The organism is Minwuia thermotolerans (assembly GCF_002924445.1).
Taxonomy (GTDB): domain Bacteria; phylum Pseudomonadota; class Alphaproteobacteria; order Minwuiales; family Minwuiaceae; genus Minwuia; species Minwuia thermotolerans.
This window is the reverse complement of record NZ_PIGG01000031.1, coordinates 520,561-538,701: the sequence shown is the minus strand read 5'-3', so window position 1 is coordinate 538,701 and position 18,141 is coordinate 520,561. Positions and strand designations below refer to the sequence as shown.

General features: G+C 67.4%; 18 protein-coding genes. 2 read left to right on the top strand and 16 right to left on the bottom strand.

Going from position 1 to position 18,141, the window contains the following annotated elements:
• Positions 1 to 4,198, top strand: a 4,198-nt coding sequence (locus tag CWC60_RS24275) for a FecR domain-containing protein (protein ID WP_109793912.1), incomplete at its 5' end; no start/stop codon positions are given.
• Between the two features lie 85 nt (positions 4,199 to 4,283).
• Here CWC60_RS24275 and CWC60_RS10430 read toward each other — a convergent pair.
• The 9 genes from CWC60_RS10430 to CWC60_RS10390 form a co-directional block, all read right to left on the bottom strand.
• Positions 4,284 to 5,078 carry an enoyl-CoA hydratase gene (locus tag CWC60_RS10430; protein WP_109793911.1) on the bottom strand — a complete coding sequence of 265 codons (795 nt, stop codon included), beginning with the start codon at positions 5,076 to 5,078 and terminating at the stop codon, positions 4,284 to 4,286.
• A gap of 28 nt (positions 5,079 to 5,106) precedes the next feature.
• Positions 5,107 to 5,901, bottom strand: coding sequence for a VOC family protein (locus CWC60_RS10425; protein ID WP_164516477.1), 795 nt, complete (start codon positions 5,899 to 5,901; stop codon positions 5,107 to 5,109).
• A 164-nt stretch (positions 5,902 to 6,065) separates the two neighbouring features.
• Entirely contained in the window at positions 6,066 to 7,160 is a 1,095-nt protein-coding gene (locus CWC60_RS10420) for an LLM class flavin-dependent oxidoreductase (RefSeq protein ID WP_109793909.1), read from the bottom strand.
• A gap of 141 nt (positions 7,161 to 7,301) precedes the next feature.
• A complete protein-coding gene (locus tag CWC60_RS23245) occupies positions 7,302 to 7,508 on the bottom strand; it encodes a hypothetical protein (RefSeq protein ID WP_125182761.1) in 207 nt (68 codons plus the stop codon).
• A 296-nt stretch (positions 7,509 to 7,804) separates the two neighbouring features.
• Positions 7,805 to 8,824: a cobalamin-independent methionine synthase II family protein gene (locus CWC60_RS10410; protein WP_109793907.1), complete on the bottom strand. Its 1,020-nt coding sequence runs from the start codon at positions 8,822 to 8,824 to the stop codon at positions 7,805 to 7,807.
• The gene (gene ubiA / locus CWC60_RS10405; protein WP_109793906.1) at positions 8,821 to 9,732 is read right to left on the bottom strand and encodes a 4-hydroxybenzoate octaprenyltransferase; all 912 of its coding nucleotides are present in this window, start codon (positions 9,730 to 9,732) and stop codon (positions 8,821 to 8,823) included. The genes CWC60_RS10410 and ubiA overlap by 4 nt, the downstream gene beginning before the upstream one ends.
• A complete protein-coding gene (locus tag CWC60_RS10400) occupies positions 9,729 to 10,388 on the bottom strand; it encodes a class I SAM-dependent methyltransferase (protein ID WP_109793905.1) in 660 nt (219 codons plus the stop codon). Before CWC60_RS10400 ends, ubiA begins: the two co-directional genes overlap by 4 nt.
• A 26-nt stretch (positions 10,389 to 10,414) precedes the next feature.
• Complete coding sequence (locus tag CWC60_RS10395) at positions 10,415 to 11,170, bottom strand: competence/damage-inducible protein A (RefSeq protein ID WP_109793904.1); 756 nt, start codon at positions 11,168 to 11,170, stop codon at positions 10,415 to 10,417.
• The gene (locus CWC60_RS10390; protein WP_109793903.1) at positions 11,160 to 12,050 is read right to left on the bottom strand and encodes an alpha/beta fold hydrolase; all 891 of its coding nucleotides are present in this window, start codon (positions 12,048 to 12,050) and stop codon (positions 11,160 to 11,162) included. Before CWC60_RS10390 ends, CWC60_RS10395 begins: the two co-directional genes overlap by 11 nt.
• A 41-nt stretch (positions 12,051 to 12,091) precedes the next feature.
• Here CWC60_RS10390 and CWC60_RS10385 point away from each other — a divergent pair, with 41 nt between their 5' ends.
• On the top strand, positions 12,092 to 12,310 hold the full coding sequence (locus CWC60_RS10385) for a hypothetical protein (protein WP_109793902.1): 219 nt from the start codon (positions 12,092 to 12,094) through the stop codon (positions 12,308 to 12,310).
• A 1-nt stretch (position 12,311) separates the two neighbouring features.
• On the opposite strand, the gene CWC60_RS10380 is transcribed toward CWC60_RS10385, so the two are convergent.
• The 7 genes from CWC60_RS10380 to murA are packed head-to-tail and all read right to left on the bottom strand — an operon-like array spanning position 12,312 to position 18,103.
• Positions 12,312 to 13,382 (bottom strand): malate/lactate/ureidoglycolate dehydrogenase, encoded by a 1,071-nt coding sequence (locus CWC60_RS10380; RefSeq protein WP_109793901.1) that lies wholly within the window; start codon positions 13,380 to 13,382, stop codon positions 12,312 to 12,314.
• A 49-nt stretch (positions 13,383 to 13,431) separates the two neighbouring features.
• Entirely contained in the window at positions 13,432 to 13,872 is a 441-nt protein-coding gene (locus tag CWC60_RS10375; RefSeq protein WP_277422322.1) for an arsenate-mycothiol transferase ArsC, read from the bottom strand.
• Positions 13,873 to 13,881: 9 nt separating this feature from the next.
• A complete protein-coding gene (locus CWC60_RS10370; RefSeq protein WP_109793899.1) occupies positions 13,882 to 14,358 on the bottom strand; it encodes a UPF0262 family protein in 477 nt (158 codons plus the stop codon).
• 7 nt (positions 14,359 to 14,365) lie between these two features.
• Positions 14,366 to 15,658 (bottom strand): histidinol dehydrogenase, encoded by a 1,293-nt coding sequence (hisD, locus tag CWC60_RS10365; RefSeq protein WP_109793898.1) that lies wholly within the window; start codon positions 15,656 to 15,658, stop codon positions 14,366 to 14,368.
• Positions 15,642 to 16,322, bottom strand: coding sequence for an ATP phosphoribosyltransferase (gene hisG, locus CWC60_RS10360; protein WP_109793897.1), 681 nt, complete (start codon positions 16,320 to 16,322; stop codon positions 15,642 to 15,644). Before hisG ends, hisD begins: the two co-directional genes overlap by 17 nt.
• Positions 16,323 to 16,335: 13 nt before the next feature.
• The gene (locus CWC60_RS10355; protein ID WP_109793896.1) at positions 16,336 to 16,818 is read right to left on the bottom strand and encodes a DUF2948 family protein; all 483 of its coding nucleotides are present in this window, start codon (positions 16,816 to 16,818) and stop codon (positions 16,336 to 16,338) included.
• A gap of 19 nt (positions 16,819 to 16,837) precedes the next feature.
• A complete protein-coding gene (gene murA, locus CWC60_RS10350) occupies positions 16,838 to 18,103 on the bottom strand; it encodes a UDP-N-acetylglucosamine 1-carboxyvinyltransferase (protein WP_109793895.1) in 1,266 nt (421 codons plus the stop codon).
• Positions 18,104 to 18,141: the final 38 nt, after the last annotated feature.

The window sequence follows — 18,141 nt, the reverse complement described above, 5'->3', positions numbered from 1 at the left end:
CTTCGGCGAGGAGGCCCCCCAGGGACAGTTCGCCGAGGTGCTCAACGCGGCGGGCCAGAATGCGCTGGTGATCGATCACGGCGCGCTGCTGCTCACCGCCGACTTCGTGCGCGCCGGTTCCGACCTGATCCTTCAGGGCAAGGACGGCACGAAGATCCTGATCGTCGACTTTTTCGGCACAGAGACGCCGCCCGACCTATACACGCTCAACGGCGCGCAGATCGCCGGCCACCTGGCCGAGCTGCTCGCCGGGCCCAGGGCGGGCGGTCTGGCGCAGCTCGGCGCCGGTCTCGGCAATCCCATCGGCGTGGTGGAAGCGGTCGATGGCGTGGTCGTCGCCACCCGCACCGATGGCAGCCGCGTCGAGCTGTCCGCAGGCGATCCGGTCTATCAGGACGACGTGATCGAGACTGCCGCGGGTGGCGCCTGCGGCCTGCGTTTCAATGACGACACCACCTTCTCGATCGGCCAGGACGCCCGCATGGTCATCGACGATTTCGTCTATGATCCGAGCGCCGGCACCGGCAGCGCAGTGATGAACGTCCTGCAGGGTTCCTTCTCGTTTGTCTCCGGCCAGGTCGCCCAGAGCGGCGACGACGCGCTGCAGGTCAAGACCCCGGTGCTGACCATCGGTATCCGCGGCACCTACGTGACCGGCCAGGGCGCGCAGGAGGGCGAGGAATCGGAAGTCGTCAATCTGCCCGACGACAACGGCCAGACGGGTTCCGTCTTCGTCTCCAACCAGGCGGGCGGGGTTCTGCTCACCCAGGCCTATGAGGGCACGTCGACCAGCAGTCAGTTCCAGCCGCTCAGCGCCCCGCGGATCTACAGTCCGGAGGAAGTCAATCAGAAGTACGGCAACGCGCTGGACTTCCTGCCACCGACATCGGATGTGCAGCGCGGCCAGCAGGATGACGACGGCGGCGACGACGACCGCGAAGACGGCGGCGCGCCGGATGGCGGCGGTGGCGGCGACGCCAAGCTCAACGTCAGCGGCGCCGACGAGGCCGCGGGCGACGAGGACTCCGACGACGGCGAGGAATTCGAGGATCTGGTCGAGAACGCCAATACGGCGACCACGGACAGTGGCGGCGGCGGCGGCGGGGCTTCCACGTCGCCGACGGCCGGGCCGTCGGACGATAACGACGACGAGGAAGTCGTCGTGGAGAACAACAATGTCGGCACCGCCGGCAACGACACGCTGACCGGCACGGCGGGCGACGACAACATCGATGCGCTCGAGGGCGACGACAGTGTCGACTCCCAGGGTGGCAACGACACCGTTCAGGGCGGCGCCGGCAACGACAATCTGGTCGGCGGCGCTGGCAATGACCAGATCGACGGCAGCGCCGGCAACGACACCATCTTCGGCGGTTCGGGCGACGACGTGATCATCGCCGGCGATGGCGATGACACCTTCGACGGCGGGCCGGGCGACGACACCATCGACGGCGGCACGGGCAGCGATACGGCGGCCTTCACCTATGGCGGCGGCAGCGGCGCGGTGGTCGATCTCGCCGAAGGGACGGCGACAGACGAGTTCGGCGACAGCGATTCGCTGATCGGCGTGGAGAACGTCGAGGGTTCGGCTTTCAGCGACTCCATTACCGGCAGCGCCACCGGCAATATCCTTTCCGGCGGCGGCGGCAACGACGCGATCAACGGCGCGGGCGGCGATGACACGCTCCGGGGCGGGGCGGGCGTCGATACCCTGAATGGCGGCATTGGCACGGACATCGCCGACTATTCCCAGGCCGCGGGCGCGGCCATTGTCGACCTCGGCGCCGGGACCGCCAGCAATGACGGCGACGGCGGCTCCGACTCGCTGGTCGATATCGAGAACGTCGTCGGTTCCGGCTTCGGCGACGCGATCACCGGCGACGGCGGCGCCAACGTGCTGAACGGCGGCGCTGGCGACGACACGCTGGTCGGCGGCGCGGGCGCGGATTCCATGGATGGCGGCGACGGCACCGACCTCGTCGACTATTCAGGCGAGGCGCAGGGCGTCGCGGTCGATCTCACGGCCGGCACGGCGACCGATGGCGGCGGCGCGACGGACGCTCTGACCGGCATCGAGAACGTCACGGGTTCGGCCTTCGGCGACAGCCTGCGCGGCGATGCCGAGGCCAACGTGCTCTCAGGCGGGGCCGGCAACGACACCCTCAATGGCGAAGGCGGCGCCGACACGCTGATCGGCGGCGACGGCGACGACCTCTATCAGATCGGCGATGTCAGCGGCGCCGGTGAGCGCGGCGGCGTCGAAGGCGGCGAGGAATTCGGCTTCGGCGGGCTGGCGTTGCAGAGCGCCACCGTTGACGACGATATTTTCCTGGAAGGCACGTTCCTCGCGGTGGGGATCTCCGGTGGGGGCTCCTTCGGCACTGCAAATGCCGCCCCGGCGGGGTTCCATCCGGTGTTTGACGGCAATGGCATCGGCATGAACGTCGACGACGACGGCTTCGACATCGGTAACGCGCCGCTGACAGGAGACTTCTTCCTGCCGGGCACGCCAGAGGAGAGCTTCACCATCGGCATCGATGTGGGCGGCGCCGAGTCCAATTTCACCAACGCCGAGCGCGTCGGTGATTTCGAGGTCAACCAGAACGTCTCGGTCGCCGATCTCAGTTCGGGCTCGACGTTGTCGGCGCGCTGGACGGGCACCACCGGCGACGGCCAGGTCGAGGTCGAGCAGATCGTGTCCTTCACCGAGAACGACAAGTTCTTCCGCAACACGGTGACGCTGACCAATGTCGGCAACTCGGTGATCGACAATGTCCGCTACATGCGCAGCTTCGATCCCGATCAGGACGCCGATCTCAACGGTAGCTTCACGACGGTGAATGACATCGTCAATCAGCCGGGCGATGGCGGCAACGACAACCTGGCCATCGTCAGCGCCACCGGTCAGATCACCGACGTGCCGATCTTCTTCCTGGCCGACGACGCGCGCGCGCGGGTCAGTACCTTCGGCTTCTCCAATCGTGACGCCTTTGCGGATGTGGCGTTCGATATTCCTCAGGCCGAAGGTTTCACCCAGACGGCCGATCAGGCCATCGCCATCACCTTCGAGGGCGGGACGCTGACCATCGGCGGTAGCGTCACCTTTACCTATTTCACCAGCCTCGACTCCGATTTGCAGGGTTCCATCGACGCCATCACGTCCCAGTTCGACGACACCATCGTCGAGCAGGCCAATGGCGGCACCGACACGATCCAGAGTTCCATCGGCGTTTCGATGGACGACAATATCGAGGTGCTGGAACTGGTCGGGACCGACAATATCGACGGCGTCGGCAATGCCTCCGACAACACGATGTCGGGCAATGTCGGCAACAACGTGCTCCAGGGCGCCGGCGGCAACGACACGATCTTCGGCGACGAGGGCGGCGACAATCTGCAAGGCGGCGATGGCGATGACAGCCTCTCCGGCGGCGGCGGGAACGATACGCTGCAGGGCGGCGCCGGCGGCGATGCCCTCTCCGGCGGCGCCGACATCGACCGGGCGGTCTATACCGGCAGTGAGGACAACTTCGACGTTATCTTCGTCAACGACGGCAGCGGCGCGGTGCTGACCGACACTGTCGGCGGCGAAGGCGCCGATACCCTCTCGAACGACATCGAGGAGATCCAGTTTGTCGATGCGATCTTCGCGATCCAGATCGGCACCTCGGGCAATGACGCCCTGACCGGCGGCGCGTCGGCGGACGTCCTGGCCGGCGTCGACGGCGACGACACGCTGACGGGCAATGCCGGCGACGACTTCCTTGTCGGCGGCAACGGCAATGACTCGATCGTCGGTGGCGACGGTGCGGACGACCTGATCGGCGGCACGGGTGTGGACACCATGACCGGCGGCGCGGGCGGCGACTTCTTCCAGTATGAGGCGGCTGCCGATGGCGTGGCCGTCGGGGCTGACGTCACGGTCGGACAGGCGGAGGTGTCGGTGGACCTGGTGACCGACTTCCAGACGGGCGTCGACCGCTTCGAGTTTTCGGGCGGTGACTTCACGACAAACAACCTGGCCTTCAGCGACGGCGCCTATGACGGCACCAATTCCGGCGTGGGCTCGGGTGAGACCTTCGTCTTCGACGGCACCCACCTGATCCACGACGCAGACGTGAACGTGGCCGGCTACACGGTAATCGCCGAGGTCCAGGGCGATGCCGTGGCCGCCGCCGACATCAATCTCGCGGCCTGACTGCGGCCTCGAGGCGAACGGGAAAGGGGACGGTCCCTGAGGGGACCGTCCCCTTGTTTTTTCCGTGGACTCGTGTGGCCGGGACTCAGCGCCCCTTGAAGACCGGCGTCCGTTTTTCCACGAAGGCCTGCGCTGCCGCCTTGTGGTCCTCGGTCTGGCCGGCGAGGGTGTGGTGCAGGGCCTCCATGTCGAAGCAGCGCGCCAGCGGTTCGTTCTCCGCGGCGTTCATGTTGCGCTTCATGTAGGCGAAGGCGACCGAGGGGCCGGAGGCCAGACGCTGGGCCAGCTCCATCGTCGCCGTTTCCAGCTCGCTGTCGGGTACGACCCGGTTGACGATGCCGAGGGCCAGCGCCTGCTGCGCGTCCAGCTTCTCGGCGGTGAAATAGAGTTCGCGCGCCTTCGCCGTGCCGACAAGGTGGCTCAGGAAATAGCTGCCGCCGAAGTCGCCCGAATAGCCGACATTGGCGAAGGCCGTGGTGAACTTCAGCGTGTCCGAGGCAATGCGCAGGTCGCAGGCGAGCGCGATCGACATGCCGGCGCCGGCAAGGGGCCCGCGCACCATGGCGATGGTCGGTTTGGGCATCTCGTGCAGCAGCCTGGAGATTTCCATCTTCTCGCGCAGCGCGTTGGCCTTGCCCTGGATCGAGTCGTCAGCGAATTCCTTGCCCTCGGCCATGGATTTGACATCGCCGCCGGCGCAGAAGCCGCGGCCCGCGCCGGTGATCACCACGCAGCGAACCTCCGGGTCCGCTGCGAAGGCGCGGGCGTTGGCGACCAGCGCGTCCAGCATCTCGCCCGACAGCGCATTCAGGCGGTCCGGCCGGTTCATGGTCATGACGGCGACGCCGCCCTTCCTCTCGACCAGCAGATGATCGGTCATCCCAGTTTCCCTCTGTTCTTCGTGGCGTTCAGCCGGCGTGCTTCAGATTGAAGCGTACCTGCATCAGGTCGAACCAACCGATGCCGTCTCCGGCGGAGCCGCGCGGCAGGCCGCGTGCGCCGGCGCGTTTCAGCGCCTCGCCGCCGTCGGTCATCTCGAAATCGAGCGCGCGAATGCCGGGTTGTTCATTGTCGCCGGTCCGGCGGAAGCGGAGCTGGCCGCCATCGCCGGTCTCGATGTCGAATCCGTCCTCGTCGACCGCGCGGGCCGGCAGCTCCAGCAGCGCCGACCAGGTGGAGGCCTGGCGCGCCGGATCGGGGTGGGCCATTTCCAGACCCGTCATGCGGCGGGTCAGGGAGGTGTCGACATGGTCCTTCCATGCCGGCCCGGCCCATTTCCAGTAGGCGTATTCCTCGTTCACGTCCGGCGCGGCCTCGAAACTGTCGACGGAGACGATGGCTCCGCCCATGTCGACGGGATGGAAGTGCGTGGCGCAGGTGCCCGTCTCGTCATGTCGCCAGACGGCGCGGATACCCAGCTTGTCGGCGCGCGCGCGCGCGCCGGACGCGTCAGTGCACTGGAAGATGGCCATGTAGCCGCAGTCGCCGCCGCGGCGGTCCATGTAACGCCCGGCGGCGGTATCGTCCCTGGTCGGCGCAACGATCTCCAGGAAGTTGCCGCCGACGGGAATCACCGCATTGTGCAGTCCGAACTCACCCACGCCCGGATCGCGGTAGCCGGTTTCCAGGCCAAGCACATCCAGAAGGGCGTCTTCCGCGGGCGCCAGGTCCCGCGCCGCGAAGGCGATCTGTCTCAGTCTCATGTCCGGTCCTCCCCATTGTTCTCGCCGGGCCGGACGCATCTTGCGCCATTTCGCCCGCCGTCAAAAGAGAACGCGGCCGGAGATTGCTCTCCGGCCGCGCGTCCTCCCCGGACAAGGCCTCCTCCCCAGTCGGCCCAGCGGAAGCTGTATAGGTCCCGGCGCCCTCAGGCGGCGTTCTTGAGCCGCTCTGCGGCGGGACCGATCTTCTTGAGTTCCGGCATGACCTTTTCCGCGAACAACGTCGCGTTCCGCACCGATTCATCGTGCGGCATGCCGGCGTAGGAAAAGACGCCGTTGAATCCGTCAGCGCCGATCATGTCGGCGGTCTTGAGGATCTTTTCGTAGCACATCTCCGGCGTGCCCCAGACCTGGAGGTTCATGAAGAACTCCGTGGCCCCGTCCGGGCCGGCCTTGAGCAGGTTCTCGCGGAACTTGGCGTAGTACTCGTAGCCCTTCATGTTCTGCATGTGCTCGCCGTCGAACTGGTAGTGGTCCATGACCGTCTTCCAGTAGCCGCCGATGTACTGCAGCGCCTGCTCGTAGGCGCGGTCGGGGTTTTCGTCGCAGAACACCCAGCCGCCGGCGATAGGGGCGGGGGCGTCCTCGCCGTTCACCTCGCGGAAGATCGTCCGGTACTCGTCCAGTTCGGTCTTCACGTGGGCCCAGGGCTTCTGCGGGATGATCAGGATGCCGACGCCAAGCCGGGCCATGATGCGCGCCGATTCCGGGCTGACCGCGGCGGCGTAGGTGCGGCCCTTGAAGCTCTTGAACGGATTGGGCCGGATCTCGACTTCGGGCTGTTTGTAGTGCTTGCCGTCATAGCTGGCCTTGCCGGTCTCCAGCGCGTCCAGCACCATCTCGGCGGCCTCGACGAAGCGTTCGCGGCTCTCGCCCATGTCCAGCCGGAAGCCGTCGAACTCGACCTTGCCGGCGCCGCGGCCGATCCCGAGGATCATGCGGCCGCCCGACATGTTGTCGAGCATCGAGATCTGTTCGGCGGCGCGCAGCGGATCGTGCCAGGGCAGCACGACGACCATGGAGCCGATGCCGATCGTCTTGGAGTGGCCGGCCATGTAACTCAGGAACATGGTCGGGTCGGGACACATGGTGTAGTCGGTGAAATGGTGCTCGACTGTCCAGACGGAATCGAAACCCAGGGGCTCCGCCATCTCCGCCAGCGCCATGTCGGCGCGATAGACGTCGTTGTCGCTGCGCTCCTTTCCGGGATTCTGGAAAATCACGCCCATGCCGACCTGCATGCGTCTCTACTCCCTGGTTTTTGATCGTTACTGTTGAGTAGAGCATGCTTGATCATGGGAAGATCGTCAAGCCGCCGGAAGCCGGTGGGCGTTGCATGGGTCGGCTGTGGAAAATGCGCTGGCCGCGGCGTGGCCGCTGCGTCAGATGCGGATCGCCCGAGCCTGGGACGAGAGAAGACCGCGCCGCCGCGGCAGGGCGTTGCGGTCCAGAGAGTCCCGGTAGGCGAGCGTGGCGTCCGTCGCCGCATCGGCCCGCGCCGGAACGCCGGCTTCGCCCTGGGCGATGCGCTGAACCTCGAACAGCAATGCCGTCCGGTGGATCGAACGGGGCCCGACCGCGACGTTCATCAGGGCCTCGGCGAAGCCTGCGGGTTCATCCCCGGTCGCCGGATTGTGCGGCGGAGGCGGCAATCGCCAGCCGCGCGCCTCGAATACGCCATCGACCGCCTGCGGCTCTTCACGGGCCGGTGCGCGCGGGCCCCGGAGGGCGAGGGGATATGAACCACCTTCGATGCGCATGGTGGTAAGAAGATAAGCCAATTATTATGGTAAATAAAGTGTAAAAGATAAAATTGTCGGCAATTTTGGCCGATTTCTTCTGTTAACCATGAATATTAAACAAGATGAACGCCGCGTCGGCGACGTCAGTCACCACGCAGCAGGCGCGCGCCGGCGACCAGGACGGACGCCTTCTGGCGTGCGATATAGCGGGGCAGAGCGGAAAATCCGCAGTCGGAGGTGGCGCTGAGGCGCGCCATCGGCACGTGACGCAGCACCGTCTCCAGCCGCCGTGCGACGTCTTCCGGCGTCTCCAGGTGGAAATTCTTCACGTCCACGACGCCGGCGGCGATCTCGAAACTTTCCTGCAGGTCCGCCAGCAATTCGACTTCCGCCATCTCCCGATTGGCGAACTCGAGTACGAGCTGGTCGGCGTCCAGCGCGGTCATCGCGTCCATCAGCCGCCCGAAGCGCCGGTCCGCGAACGGCCGGCCGGCGTTGTTGCCGAAACAGACATGCACCGCCCTGTAGCCGTCGAAGGCCGCAAGCACGCGATTGATCGCCGCGGCCGCCTCGGCATGGGTGAGGCCCAGCGGCGGATGCGGCAGCGCCGGTTCGTCGAGCTGGAAGATGTCCGCTCCGGCAGCCGCCAGCGCCCTGATCTCGGCGGTCAGGATCGCGACGATCTCGTCCAGCACCACCGCCGCATCGCGGGGCCCCGGATCGATGCGCATGGCGAAGGTCAGCGGGCCGGGCAGGGCCATCTTCACCGGCCGCCCGGCCGCGATGTCCTTCAGGAAGGCGAGTTCGGCGCCGAGGCCGAGTCCGTCCGGCGCGGCGATCCGCTCGCCGGCGACGAAGCCCGGCGCCTGATCGTAGCCGGCGATGCCGAGCCGCCGCGTCGCCGGTACGCGGGTCAGGCCCTCCATGTGCTGGAACATCTCGTAGACGAAACGCTGGCGGCGGACCTCGCCGTCGGAGATCACGTCGAAGCCGGCCTCGATCTGGTCCTGCACCACCACGCGCACGGCGTCGTTGGTGGCTTCTTCCATGTCGTGAGGTCCCAGAACGCCTTCGCGGGCCTGCCGCTGGGCGACGATGAACCAGCCCGGCACGGCGTAGGAGCCGACGCCGATTGCGGGAAGCTCGGGCAGACCGGGGATCATGCCGCCAGCCCTCCGACGATCAGCGCGGCCATCATCACCGCGCCGAGCAGGATATTCGATTTGAACTTCCGAAGGCAGTCCTCGCGGTCGTCGAGCAGCACCCGGGCCACCTGCCAGCCGAACTGGCCGATCACCAGCGCGAAGGGCAGCAGGAACCAGTGGGAGAAGCCGGCTTCCCGCGCCGCCAGACCCCAGAACACGACGGCGCCGACATAGAACACGGCGAGCGCCGGCCGCGTCTTGCTCCCGAGCTTCAGGGCCGAGGACTTGACCCCGATCAGGGCGTCGTCCTCCTTGTCCTGGTGGGCGTAGATGGTGTCGTAGCCAAGTGTCCAGCAGATGCCCCCGATGTAGAGGAAGGCCGGTGCGAGGCCGAGTTCGCCGCTGGCCGCCGCCCAGCCCATCAGCGCGCCCCAGTTGAAGGTGAGGCCGAGCCAGATCTGCGGCCAGTAGGTGACGCGCTTCATGAACGGATAGATCGCGACCAGCCCCAGCGAGCCGACGCCCAGCCAGATCGCCAGGGGAGAGAGCTGCAGCAGGATCGCCAGCCCGACGAGGCAGAGCGCGCCCATCCAGATGGCCGCCCCTGTCACGCTGACCTGGCCCGAGGGGATGGGGCGGTGCCGTGTGCGCTCCACACGCCCGTCGAAGTTCCGGTCGGCGATGTCGTTGATGGTGCAGCCCGCACCGCGCATGACCACGGCGCCGACACCGAAGAGGACGAACAGCCGGAGCGTTTCCAGGTCGAGCACCGGCCGCGCCAGCCAGATCGACCACCAGCAGGGCCAGAGCAGCAGCCAGGTACCGACCGGCCGGTCGAAACGCGCCAGTTTCAGATAGGGCTTGGCCCAGTCCGGCGCGTGCCGGTCGACCCAGTTGTCGGCGCGTGCGTCGGCAATGACACTCATTGAACAAACCGCCAGACATCCGTGGAGCGGACATCATTGTCTTCCAGTTCGCGCGTCGTTGGAACCGCGTAGTGGGCCAGTTTCTCCAGGCCGGATTTCGGCCGGAAGCTGCGCCCGGGGTCACCCATCAGGACCGGCATACCGCCGGCGCTGAGCTGGCGGAACCAGGTCTCGACGCGCCCGCTTGTCGGCTGTTCGTAACAGATGTCCGCGGCGAGCACGAGATCGAAGCCGGCGAGCGGTTCGCCGACGATGTCGGTCTCCAAGACGTCGATGGCGACGCCGTTCGCACGGGCGTTGAGCCGCATGGCGACATGGCTGAAGGGGTCGATATCGTTGGCGGCGATCATCGACGCGCCGGCCATGGCGGCGGCGATCGCGACCAGGCCCGACCCGGCGGCGAAATCGATCACCCGCCTGCCGGCGACGATCTCCGGGTTGTCCAGAACATAGCGCGCCAGCGCCTGACCCCCGGCCCAGGCAAAGGCCCAGTAGGGCGGCGGCAGTCCGGCTTCGGCCATGGCCTCCTCGGTCATCTGCCAGAGCGGCAGGGCCTCGGTTGCGAGGTGCAGCTCTATTTCCGGCACCAGGGGCGCGGGCAGAAGCGCGGTGTTGGCCCGCACGAAGCGGTCCCGGTCGGCGATATCGAGGCTCATGGCGTCAGAGGCGTCGCCGCCATGTTTCAGACTTCCATCGGCTCGCCGCCCAGTTCGACGATCATCGATTTCAGCGCGTCGGTGGCCCGGTCGAGCAGCGCCGCGTCAGTCGAGCGCAGCACCAGCGAGGAGCCGAAACGACCGTCGCGCTGGAACGGGTAGGAGCCCGCCTCGATGCCGGGATGGGCCTTCTCGATCTCGGCCAGGGGGGCGGCGATCACGCCCTCGGGCAGGTAGGCGCTGACCGCGCGGCTGAGCAGCGGGTCGCCGCCCACGAGTTCGTGGGCGATGCTTTCGAACATCGCCTGCATGACCACCGGGATGCCGGCGAAGACATAGACGTTCTCGACGCGGAAGCCCGGCGCCGTGCTGACCGGGTTTTCGACCAGCACCCCGCCATGGGGCACGCGGGTCATGCGCCGCCGCGCCGCCGTGAAGTCGGCCGGATTCCTGTAGCGCGCGCTGAGCAGGGCGACTGCATCGGGGTGTTCGGAGATGCCCACGCCGAAGGCTTTCGCGATGGCGTCGGCGGTAATGTCGTCATGGGTCGGGCCGATGCCGCCGGTCGTGAAGACGTAGTCGTAGCGCGCGCGCAGCGAATTCACGGCATCCACGATTTCGGCCTCGATGTCGGCGACCACCCGCGCCTCCATCATCCGCACGCCGAGCTCGGTCAGCCGCTCGGCGATGAAGCCCATGTTCTTGTCCTTGGTCCGGCCGGACAGGATCTCGTTGCCGATGATGATCAGCGCCGCCGTGACGATCTTCGGCTCAGCCGCCATGGGCCGTTCTCCCCGATTGCATGATCTCGCGCTCCTCCAGGAAGCCGATGACTGCATCGGTAAATACATCATTCCGGTCGCCGGCCACCATATGTCCCGCACCGGCGACGTCGACGAAGCCGGCGTCGGGCCGGATGGCGCGCAGGTGATCGATCGCCTCCGGGCTGATGACGTCGGAGAACCGCCCCCGGATCAGCAGGATCGGGCACTCCATCCGGCGCACCGCCTCCGAAAGCACGCCCTCCATCCGCTTGTTGTCGGCGCTCGACCGGTCGCGGATGGTCTGCGGGTCCCAGTGCCAGTACCAGCGGCCCTGGCGTTCGCGCAGGTTCTTGCGGATCGAGTTGAGATCGACGGCGCGCCGGCGCTCGGGCGTATAGCCGGCGACCGCCTCGGCGGCCTCCTCCAGGCTGGCGAAGCCTTCCTCCATGTTGGCGCGCATGAAGGCAAGGATGCGATCGGCGCCGCGGGCCTCCATCTTCGGCGCGATGTCGACCAGCACGAGAGCGCGGGCGTCGACGCGGGGCTCGAAGCCCAGACCGATCATGGCGCCCAGGCCGCCCAGCGAGGCGCCGATGACCACTGGCGGCGTATCGAACAGGCCGCTCCAGGCGCGCACGTCCGATCCGATGTCGTCATAGCTGTAGTTCCCGTCCGCCGACCAGTCGCTGTCGCCGTGGCCCCTGTGGTCGGCGGTGACGGCCAGCCAGCCATGCGCGGCCATGGTCTCGGCGGTGCCGCCCCAGCTGTGGCGGGTCTGCCCGCCGCCGTGCAGGAACAGGACCGGCGGGCCGTCTTCGGGTCCGTAGGCGTCGCCCACGAGGGTCAGCCCGTCATGGGAGCGGCAGGTCACCCGGCGTGGGGCAATGTTGTCATTCATTTCACTCGACCTCAGTTGTCCGAAATCCTAAAACCGGGTCCATGATCAGGACCGCCGTCATTCGAATCGGCTTCGCCGCCCTCGCGGGCGCGGGCCTCGCCGCCTGCGAGATCGTGGACACGGGCGCCGAGCGCATCGGCGGCGCAAAGTGCGATCTTTCCCGGGCCACGCCCGGCACCCCGGAATACGAACGGTGCCGCACCAGGAGCTCGCACGATCCCAGGCCGTCGGAGCGCACGCCCGGCGGCGGAATCTTCTGATTCAGGCCTCATAGGCACGCGCCTGCGCCTCGGTCATGCCGAGCTGGACCGCGGCGGCAATCATCTCTTCCCAGGTCGTCTCGTCGACGGGGATGCCGCCGGCGCGGCGTTTCGCTTCCGACTTGCGTTCCGGATCGCCCGGCACCATCACCTCATCTGCCCATGCGGCGGCCGGCGAAGCCTTCACGTAGCGGATGAAGGCGTCGATCTCGGTAAGGAAGGCGCCGCGCTCGCCCAGCCGCGCCGGGTCGACGACGATGGTCAGCATGTTGTTGATGATCGAGTGCCCGTCCGAGCGGTCCGGCAGGAAGGCGCCGCCGCCGGAGAGCGCGCCGGCCAGAACCTCGCAGATCAGCGCCAGGCCGTAGCCCTTGTGCTGACCCACAGACATCAGTGCGCCGGTCGGCTCCTCGAACATCACGCCCGGATCGGTGGTCATCTCGCCACGGCGGTCGATCAGGCAGTCGGGCGGCATCTGCTCGCCCTTGTTGTGGGCGACGCGGACCTTGCCCATGGCCACCTTGGTCGTCGCCATGTCGAAGACGATGCGCGGGTGATCGGGCGTCTCGGGGATCGCGGTGCAATAGGGGTTGGTGGTGTAGCGGGCGTCGGAGCCGCCCCAGGGCGCCACCAGCGGCATTCGCGTGATGCCGTTGACCCAGTGAATGGAGATCAGGCCGGCGTCGGCGGCCAGTTCGCCCCAGGCGCCGATCCGGCCCAGATGGTGGGTGTTGCGCAGGCTCATCAGACACAGGCCGGTGTCACGCGCCCGGGCGATGGCCATCGCCATGGCCTCGCCGCCGATGACCTGGCCATAACCGGCATTGCCATCCAGCAGCAGGATCGAACCGTCGTCGCGCACCACCGAGACGTGCTGGTTCGCGGTCAGCTTTCCGAACTGCAGCGCGTTGGCATATGTCGGCATCATGCCGATGCCGTGGCTGTCGTGGCCCTTCAGATTGGCCTCGACAAGATTGGTGGCGATCAGCCCTGCTTCGCGTTCGTCGGACCCGCCTGCGCGGGCCATGGCGGCCACGAACGCGGTCAGCCGATCCGCATCGATCGTCGGCATTCCGGTTTCCTCCCCTGGTGCGGCGAGCTTAACCGCAAATGCCGCGGGCTCAAACCTGCGGTGCGGGACCGGGGCTGAAGCGCTCGATGATTCGCTTGCGAAGCTGATCGCGGACCTGGCGCCAGGCAGCGAGACGCGCTTCGCGGCTGCCCTCGATCAGGCTCGGGTCCAGCGTCGGCCAGTATTCGACGTCGCAGGCCATTGTTCGGGTCAACTCGATCGCCTTGTGCTGCGCCTCGGGCGAGAGTGAGATGATGACGTCGAAGAAGGTGTCCTCCAGATCGTCGAAGCTCTTGGCGCGGTGGCCGGAGATGTCGATGCCCAGTTCGTCCATCACCGCGATCGAGAAACCGTCGACCTCCTTGGCGCGCACGCCGCAGGAATCGACGTAGATCTGGTGGCCCATGAGCTGTTTCAGCAGGCCCTCGGCCATGGGAGAGCGCACGCTGTTCTCTGTACAGGCGAAGAGGACGGCCCCGGGTACCTCCAACGGCCCGCCCTATGTCCGGATGTGCAGCACGCAGATCAGCGTGAACAGCCGGCGCGCCGTGTCGAAGTCGATCTCGATCTTGTCCTTCAGCCGCTCCTGCAGCAGTTCCGATCCCTCGTTGTGGACGCCGCGGCGGCCCATGTCGATCGACTCGATACGCGAGGGCGTGGCCGTCTTGATGGCCGCGAAATAGCTCTCGCAGATCTTGAAATAGTCGCGGACGATCCGCCGGAAGGGCGACAGCGCCAGCACCACCCGGCCCTGGGCCTTGCCGTCCTCGCCCGCGATCTCGATGGCCAGGCGGTTGTCCTCGATCTTCAGATGGACCGCGAAGGGACCGTGAAACTCCTCGCCCAGAGGCGCGAAGCTGTTCTCCTCGATCAGGTCGAAGATCGCCACCTTGCGTTCATGGTCGACGTCCGGACCCCAGCTCTTGATCGACTTCTCGTCGAGCGTGATGGCCGAGATCCTGTCTGCGCTCGTCATGTCTCCGTCACCGGTTCATGCGGATGCGGACGGAGAGCGCGTGTGCCGGCAGCCCCTCGGCGTCGGCCAGCGTCGCCGCCGCCGGGCCGATTTCGCTCAGGCTGGCGGCGTCGCAGCGCACGAAGGTGGTCCGCTTCATGAAGTCCAGCACGTTGAGACCGGAGGAGAAGCGGGCGCTGCGCGCGGTCGGCAACACGTGATTGGGCCCGGCCACGTAGTCGCCGATGGCTTCCGGCGTGTGCCGGCCCAGGAAGATGGCGCCGGCGTTCCGCACGCGCGCCATCATCGCCTCCGGGTCGTTCACCGCCAGTTCCAGGTGTTCCGGCGCGATCCGGTCGACCAGCGCCGGCGCATCGTCGAGCGTATCGAGAACGATGATGGCGCCATGAGTCTCCCAGCTCGACCGTGCGATCGCGGCGCGGGGCAGGGTCGCGAGATGGCGCTCGACCGCCGCTGCGACATCGTCGGCGAACGCCCTGTCGTCGGTGATCAGGATGGCCTGGGCGGATTCGTCGTGTTCGGATTGCGACAGCAGGTCGGCCGCGATCCAGGCCGGATCGTTCTCGCCGTCGGCAACCACCAGGATCTCGGATGGCCCGGCGATCATGTCGATGCCGACGGCGCCGAAGACCTGGCGCTTGGCTGCGGCCACATAGGCGTTGCCGGGGCCGACGATCTTGTCCACGGCTGCGATCGTTTCGGTGCCATAGGCCAGCGCCGCGATCGCCTGCGCGCCGCCCAGGCGGTAGATCTCGGTCACGCCGGCATGCTCGGCCGCCGCAATCACCAGCGGATTGATGACGCCGTCCGGCGTCGGCACGGTCATGGCGATGCGCTCCACGCCCGCCACCTTCGCGGGGACCGCGTTCATCAGCACCGACGAGGGATAGGCGGCGAGGCCGCCCGGCACGTAGAGGCCGACCGCTCCGATGGCGGTCCAGCGCGCGCCGAGCTCCACCCCGGCGGCGTCGACCACACGGTCGTCGGCGGGCAGCTGGCGCTCGTGGAAGGCGGCGATACGCGTTGCCGCAAGTTTCATCGCCGCCAGCGTGTCCGGTTCGCAATCGGCTTTGGCGGCCTCGATCTCGTCCGCGCCGATGCGGAACCGGCTCGGGGTGAACTGCACCCGGTCGAAACGCGCCGTGTAGTCGATCAGCGCCAGGTCGCCGCGCGTGCGCACGTCGGCGATGATCGCCCGCACCGTGTCGTCGACATCGGCGGCGGTTTCCCGCTTGTCGTCGAGCAACGCGCGGAAATCCGACTCGAAGGACGCCGCGCCGCCGTCAAGCCGCCTTGGCATCGACCGCGCTCCTGAAGCTGTTGATCCAGCCGTGGATCTCCGCCGGCCGCGTCTTCAGCGCGGTGCGGTTTACGATCAGCCGCGACGTGATGTCGGCGATCTGCTCCACCTCGACCAGGCCGTTGGCCTTCAGCGTCGAGCCGGTCGAAACCAGATCGACGATGCGGCGGCACAGGCCCAGCGAGGGCGCCAGCTCCATGGCGCCGTTCAGCTTGATGCACTCGGCCTGGACGCCGCGGCGGGCGAAATGGCGCTGGGTGATGTTCGGGTACTTGGTCGCGACACGGACATGGGACCAGCGCGAGGGATCGTCGGTCTTCGAAAGCTCCGCCGGCTCGGCGACCGCCATCCGGCAATAGCCGATGCCGAGGTCGAGCGGCGCGTAGATGTCCGAATAGTCGAACTCCATCAGCACATCGTTGCCGGCGACGCCGAGATGGGCGGCGCCGAAAGCGACGAAGGTCGCCACGTCGAAGGAGCGGACGCGGATGATGGAGATGTGGTCGTGATTGGTGCGGAAGGTAAGCTGGCGGCTGTCGGGATCGTCGAAGGCCGCTTCCGGCTCTATGCCGGCGGCGCGCACCAGCGGCATCGCCTCCTTCAGGATGCGGCCCTTCGGCAGGGCCAGAACGATCGGTTCTGCTTGGCGCGCGGCGGCGTTCATGGCGTTCTCTTGATCAGTCGCCGTCGCCGTTCTCCGTCTCATGGCTCGGGCGGTTGGGCGTATACCAAGCACGGCCCATATCGTCCACCAGCACGTCGATGCACCCGGCGTCCAGCTTCAGCGCCGCGCCGCCCGCGAACTGGAGTTCCAGCACCGCGGCCGGCGGATCGGTGACCTCGGCCTCGATATTGAGCAGTTCCAGCACGGTCTCGGGATCCGCGTCGGCGAGGCCGAGCGCGCTGACATTCTCGACATCGTTGAACTGCACGCCGGCGCGGATGCGGCTGCCGCCGCGGTCACCGGGAAATTCGGTGTCTTCCCAGCGGAAGCGGTTGCACACGAAGGCGAAGCGCCGCGCCGTCCGGTCCAGTCCCATATCGCCACGCTTGACCGTGGCGCTGGCCAGCGCCGCCGCGACGACGCGCAGGTCGTCCGGATCGATCGCGTGCAGTTTCAGCCGGGGCGGTTGCTCCGCCTTTGTTCTCCTGATTCTCATTGTCCGCTACCCGTGTCCCTCATTGCCCCTTCACGCGCTCGATATCGGCGCCGCAGGCCTCCAGCTTCTGTTCGAGCCGTTCGTAACCCCGATCCAGATGATATACGCGATTGACCTGCGTCTCGCCATCCGCGGCCAGGCCCGCCAGCACCAGCGAGACCGATGCGCGCAGGTCTGTCGCCATGACCGGAGCGCCGCGGAGACGGCGCACGCCCCGCACCAGCGCCGAGGCGCCGTGCACGGTGATGTCCGCGCCCATCCGTCCCAGCTCGGGGACATGCATGAAGCGGTTCTCGAAGATCGTCTCGGTGATCATTGCCGCGCCGTGACTGATCGACATCAGCGCCATGATCTGCGCCTGCATGTCGGTCGGAAAGCCCGGATAGGGCTGGGTCATGACGTCGACGCCGAGAATGCCCTGGCCGTCGCGGCGGACGCGGATGCCGTCTTCCAGGAAGTCGAGGGTCGCGCCGGACTCGCGCAGCGGCTTCATGATCGCCTCGACGATCTCGTGATTGGCGCCCTTCAGCATCAGGTCGCCGCCGGTGATTGCGCCGGCGACGGCGTAGGTGCCGGTCTCGATCCGGTCGGGCAGGACCGCGTGGTCGGCGCCGTGGAGCGCGTCGACGCCGCACACGGTCAGGCGGTCGGTGCCGCGGCCTTCGATCCGCGCGCCCATCGCCGTCAGCAGATCGATCAGATCGGCAATCTCGGGTTCGCGCGCGGCGTTCTCCAGCACGGTCGTTCCCCTGGCCAGCACCGCCGCCATCAGCAGGTTCTCGGTGGCGCCGACGGAAACCTGGGGCATCGTGTAGACTGCGCCCGTCAGGCCCTTTGGCGCCTTCGCCCGGATGTAGCCGCCGTCGATCTCGATCTCCGCGCCCAGCGCCATGAGCCCGTCGATGTGGATGTTCACCGGCCGCGTGCCGATGGCGCAACCTCCGGGCAGGGAGACATCGGCCTTGCCGGTCCGGGCCAGCAGCGGACCGAGAACCAGCACGCTGGCGCGCATCTTCCGCACGATGTCATATGGCGCGGTGGTGTCGGCGATGTCGGCCACGTGCAGGGTCCACGCGCCGCCGCCCTGATCGTCGGCCTCGACGCCGAGACAGCGCAGCAGTTCGGCCATGGTCCGGATGTCCATCAGGGCCGGCACGTTCGACAGGCGCAGCGGCTCGTCCGTCAGCAGGCATGCGGCCATCAGCGGCAACGCGGCGTTCTTGGCGCCGCTGATCTCGATCGTGCCCCGCAGCGGCAGGCCGCCGCGGATCAGAATGCTGTCCATGAATTCGCGACACCTCGAATCGGGCCCCGGCGCGCCCG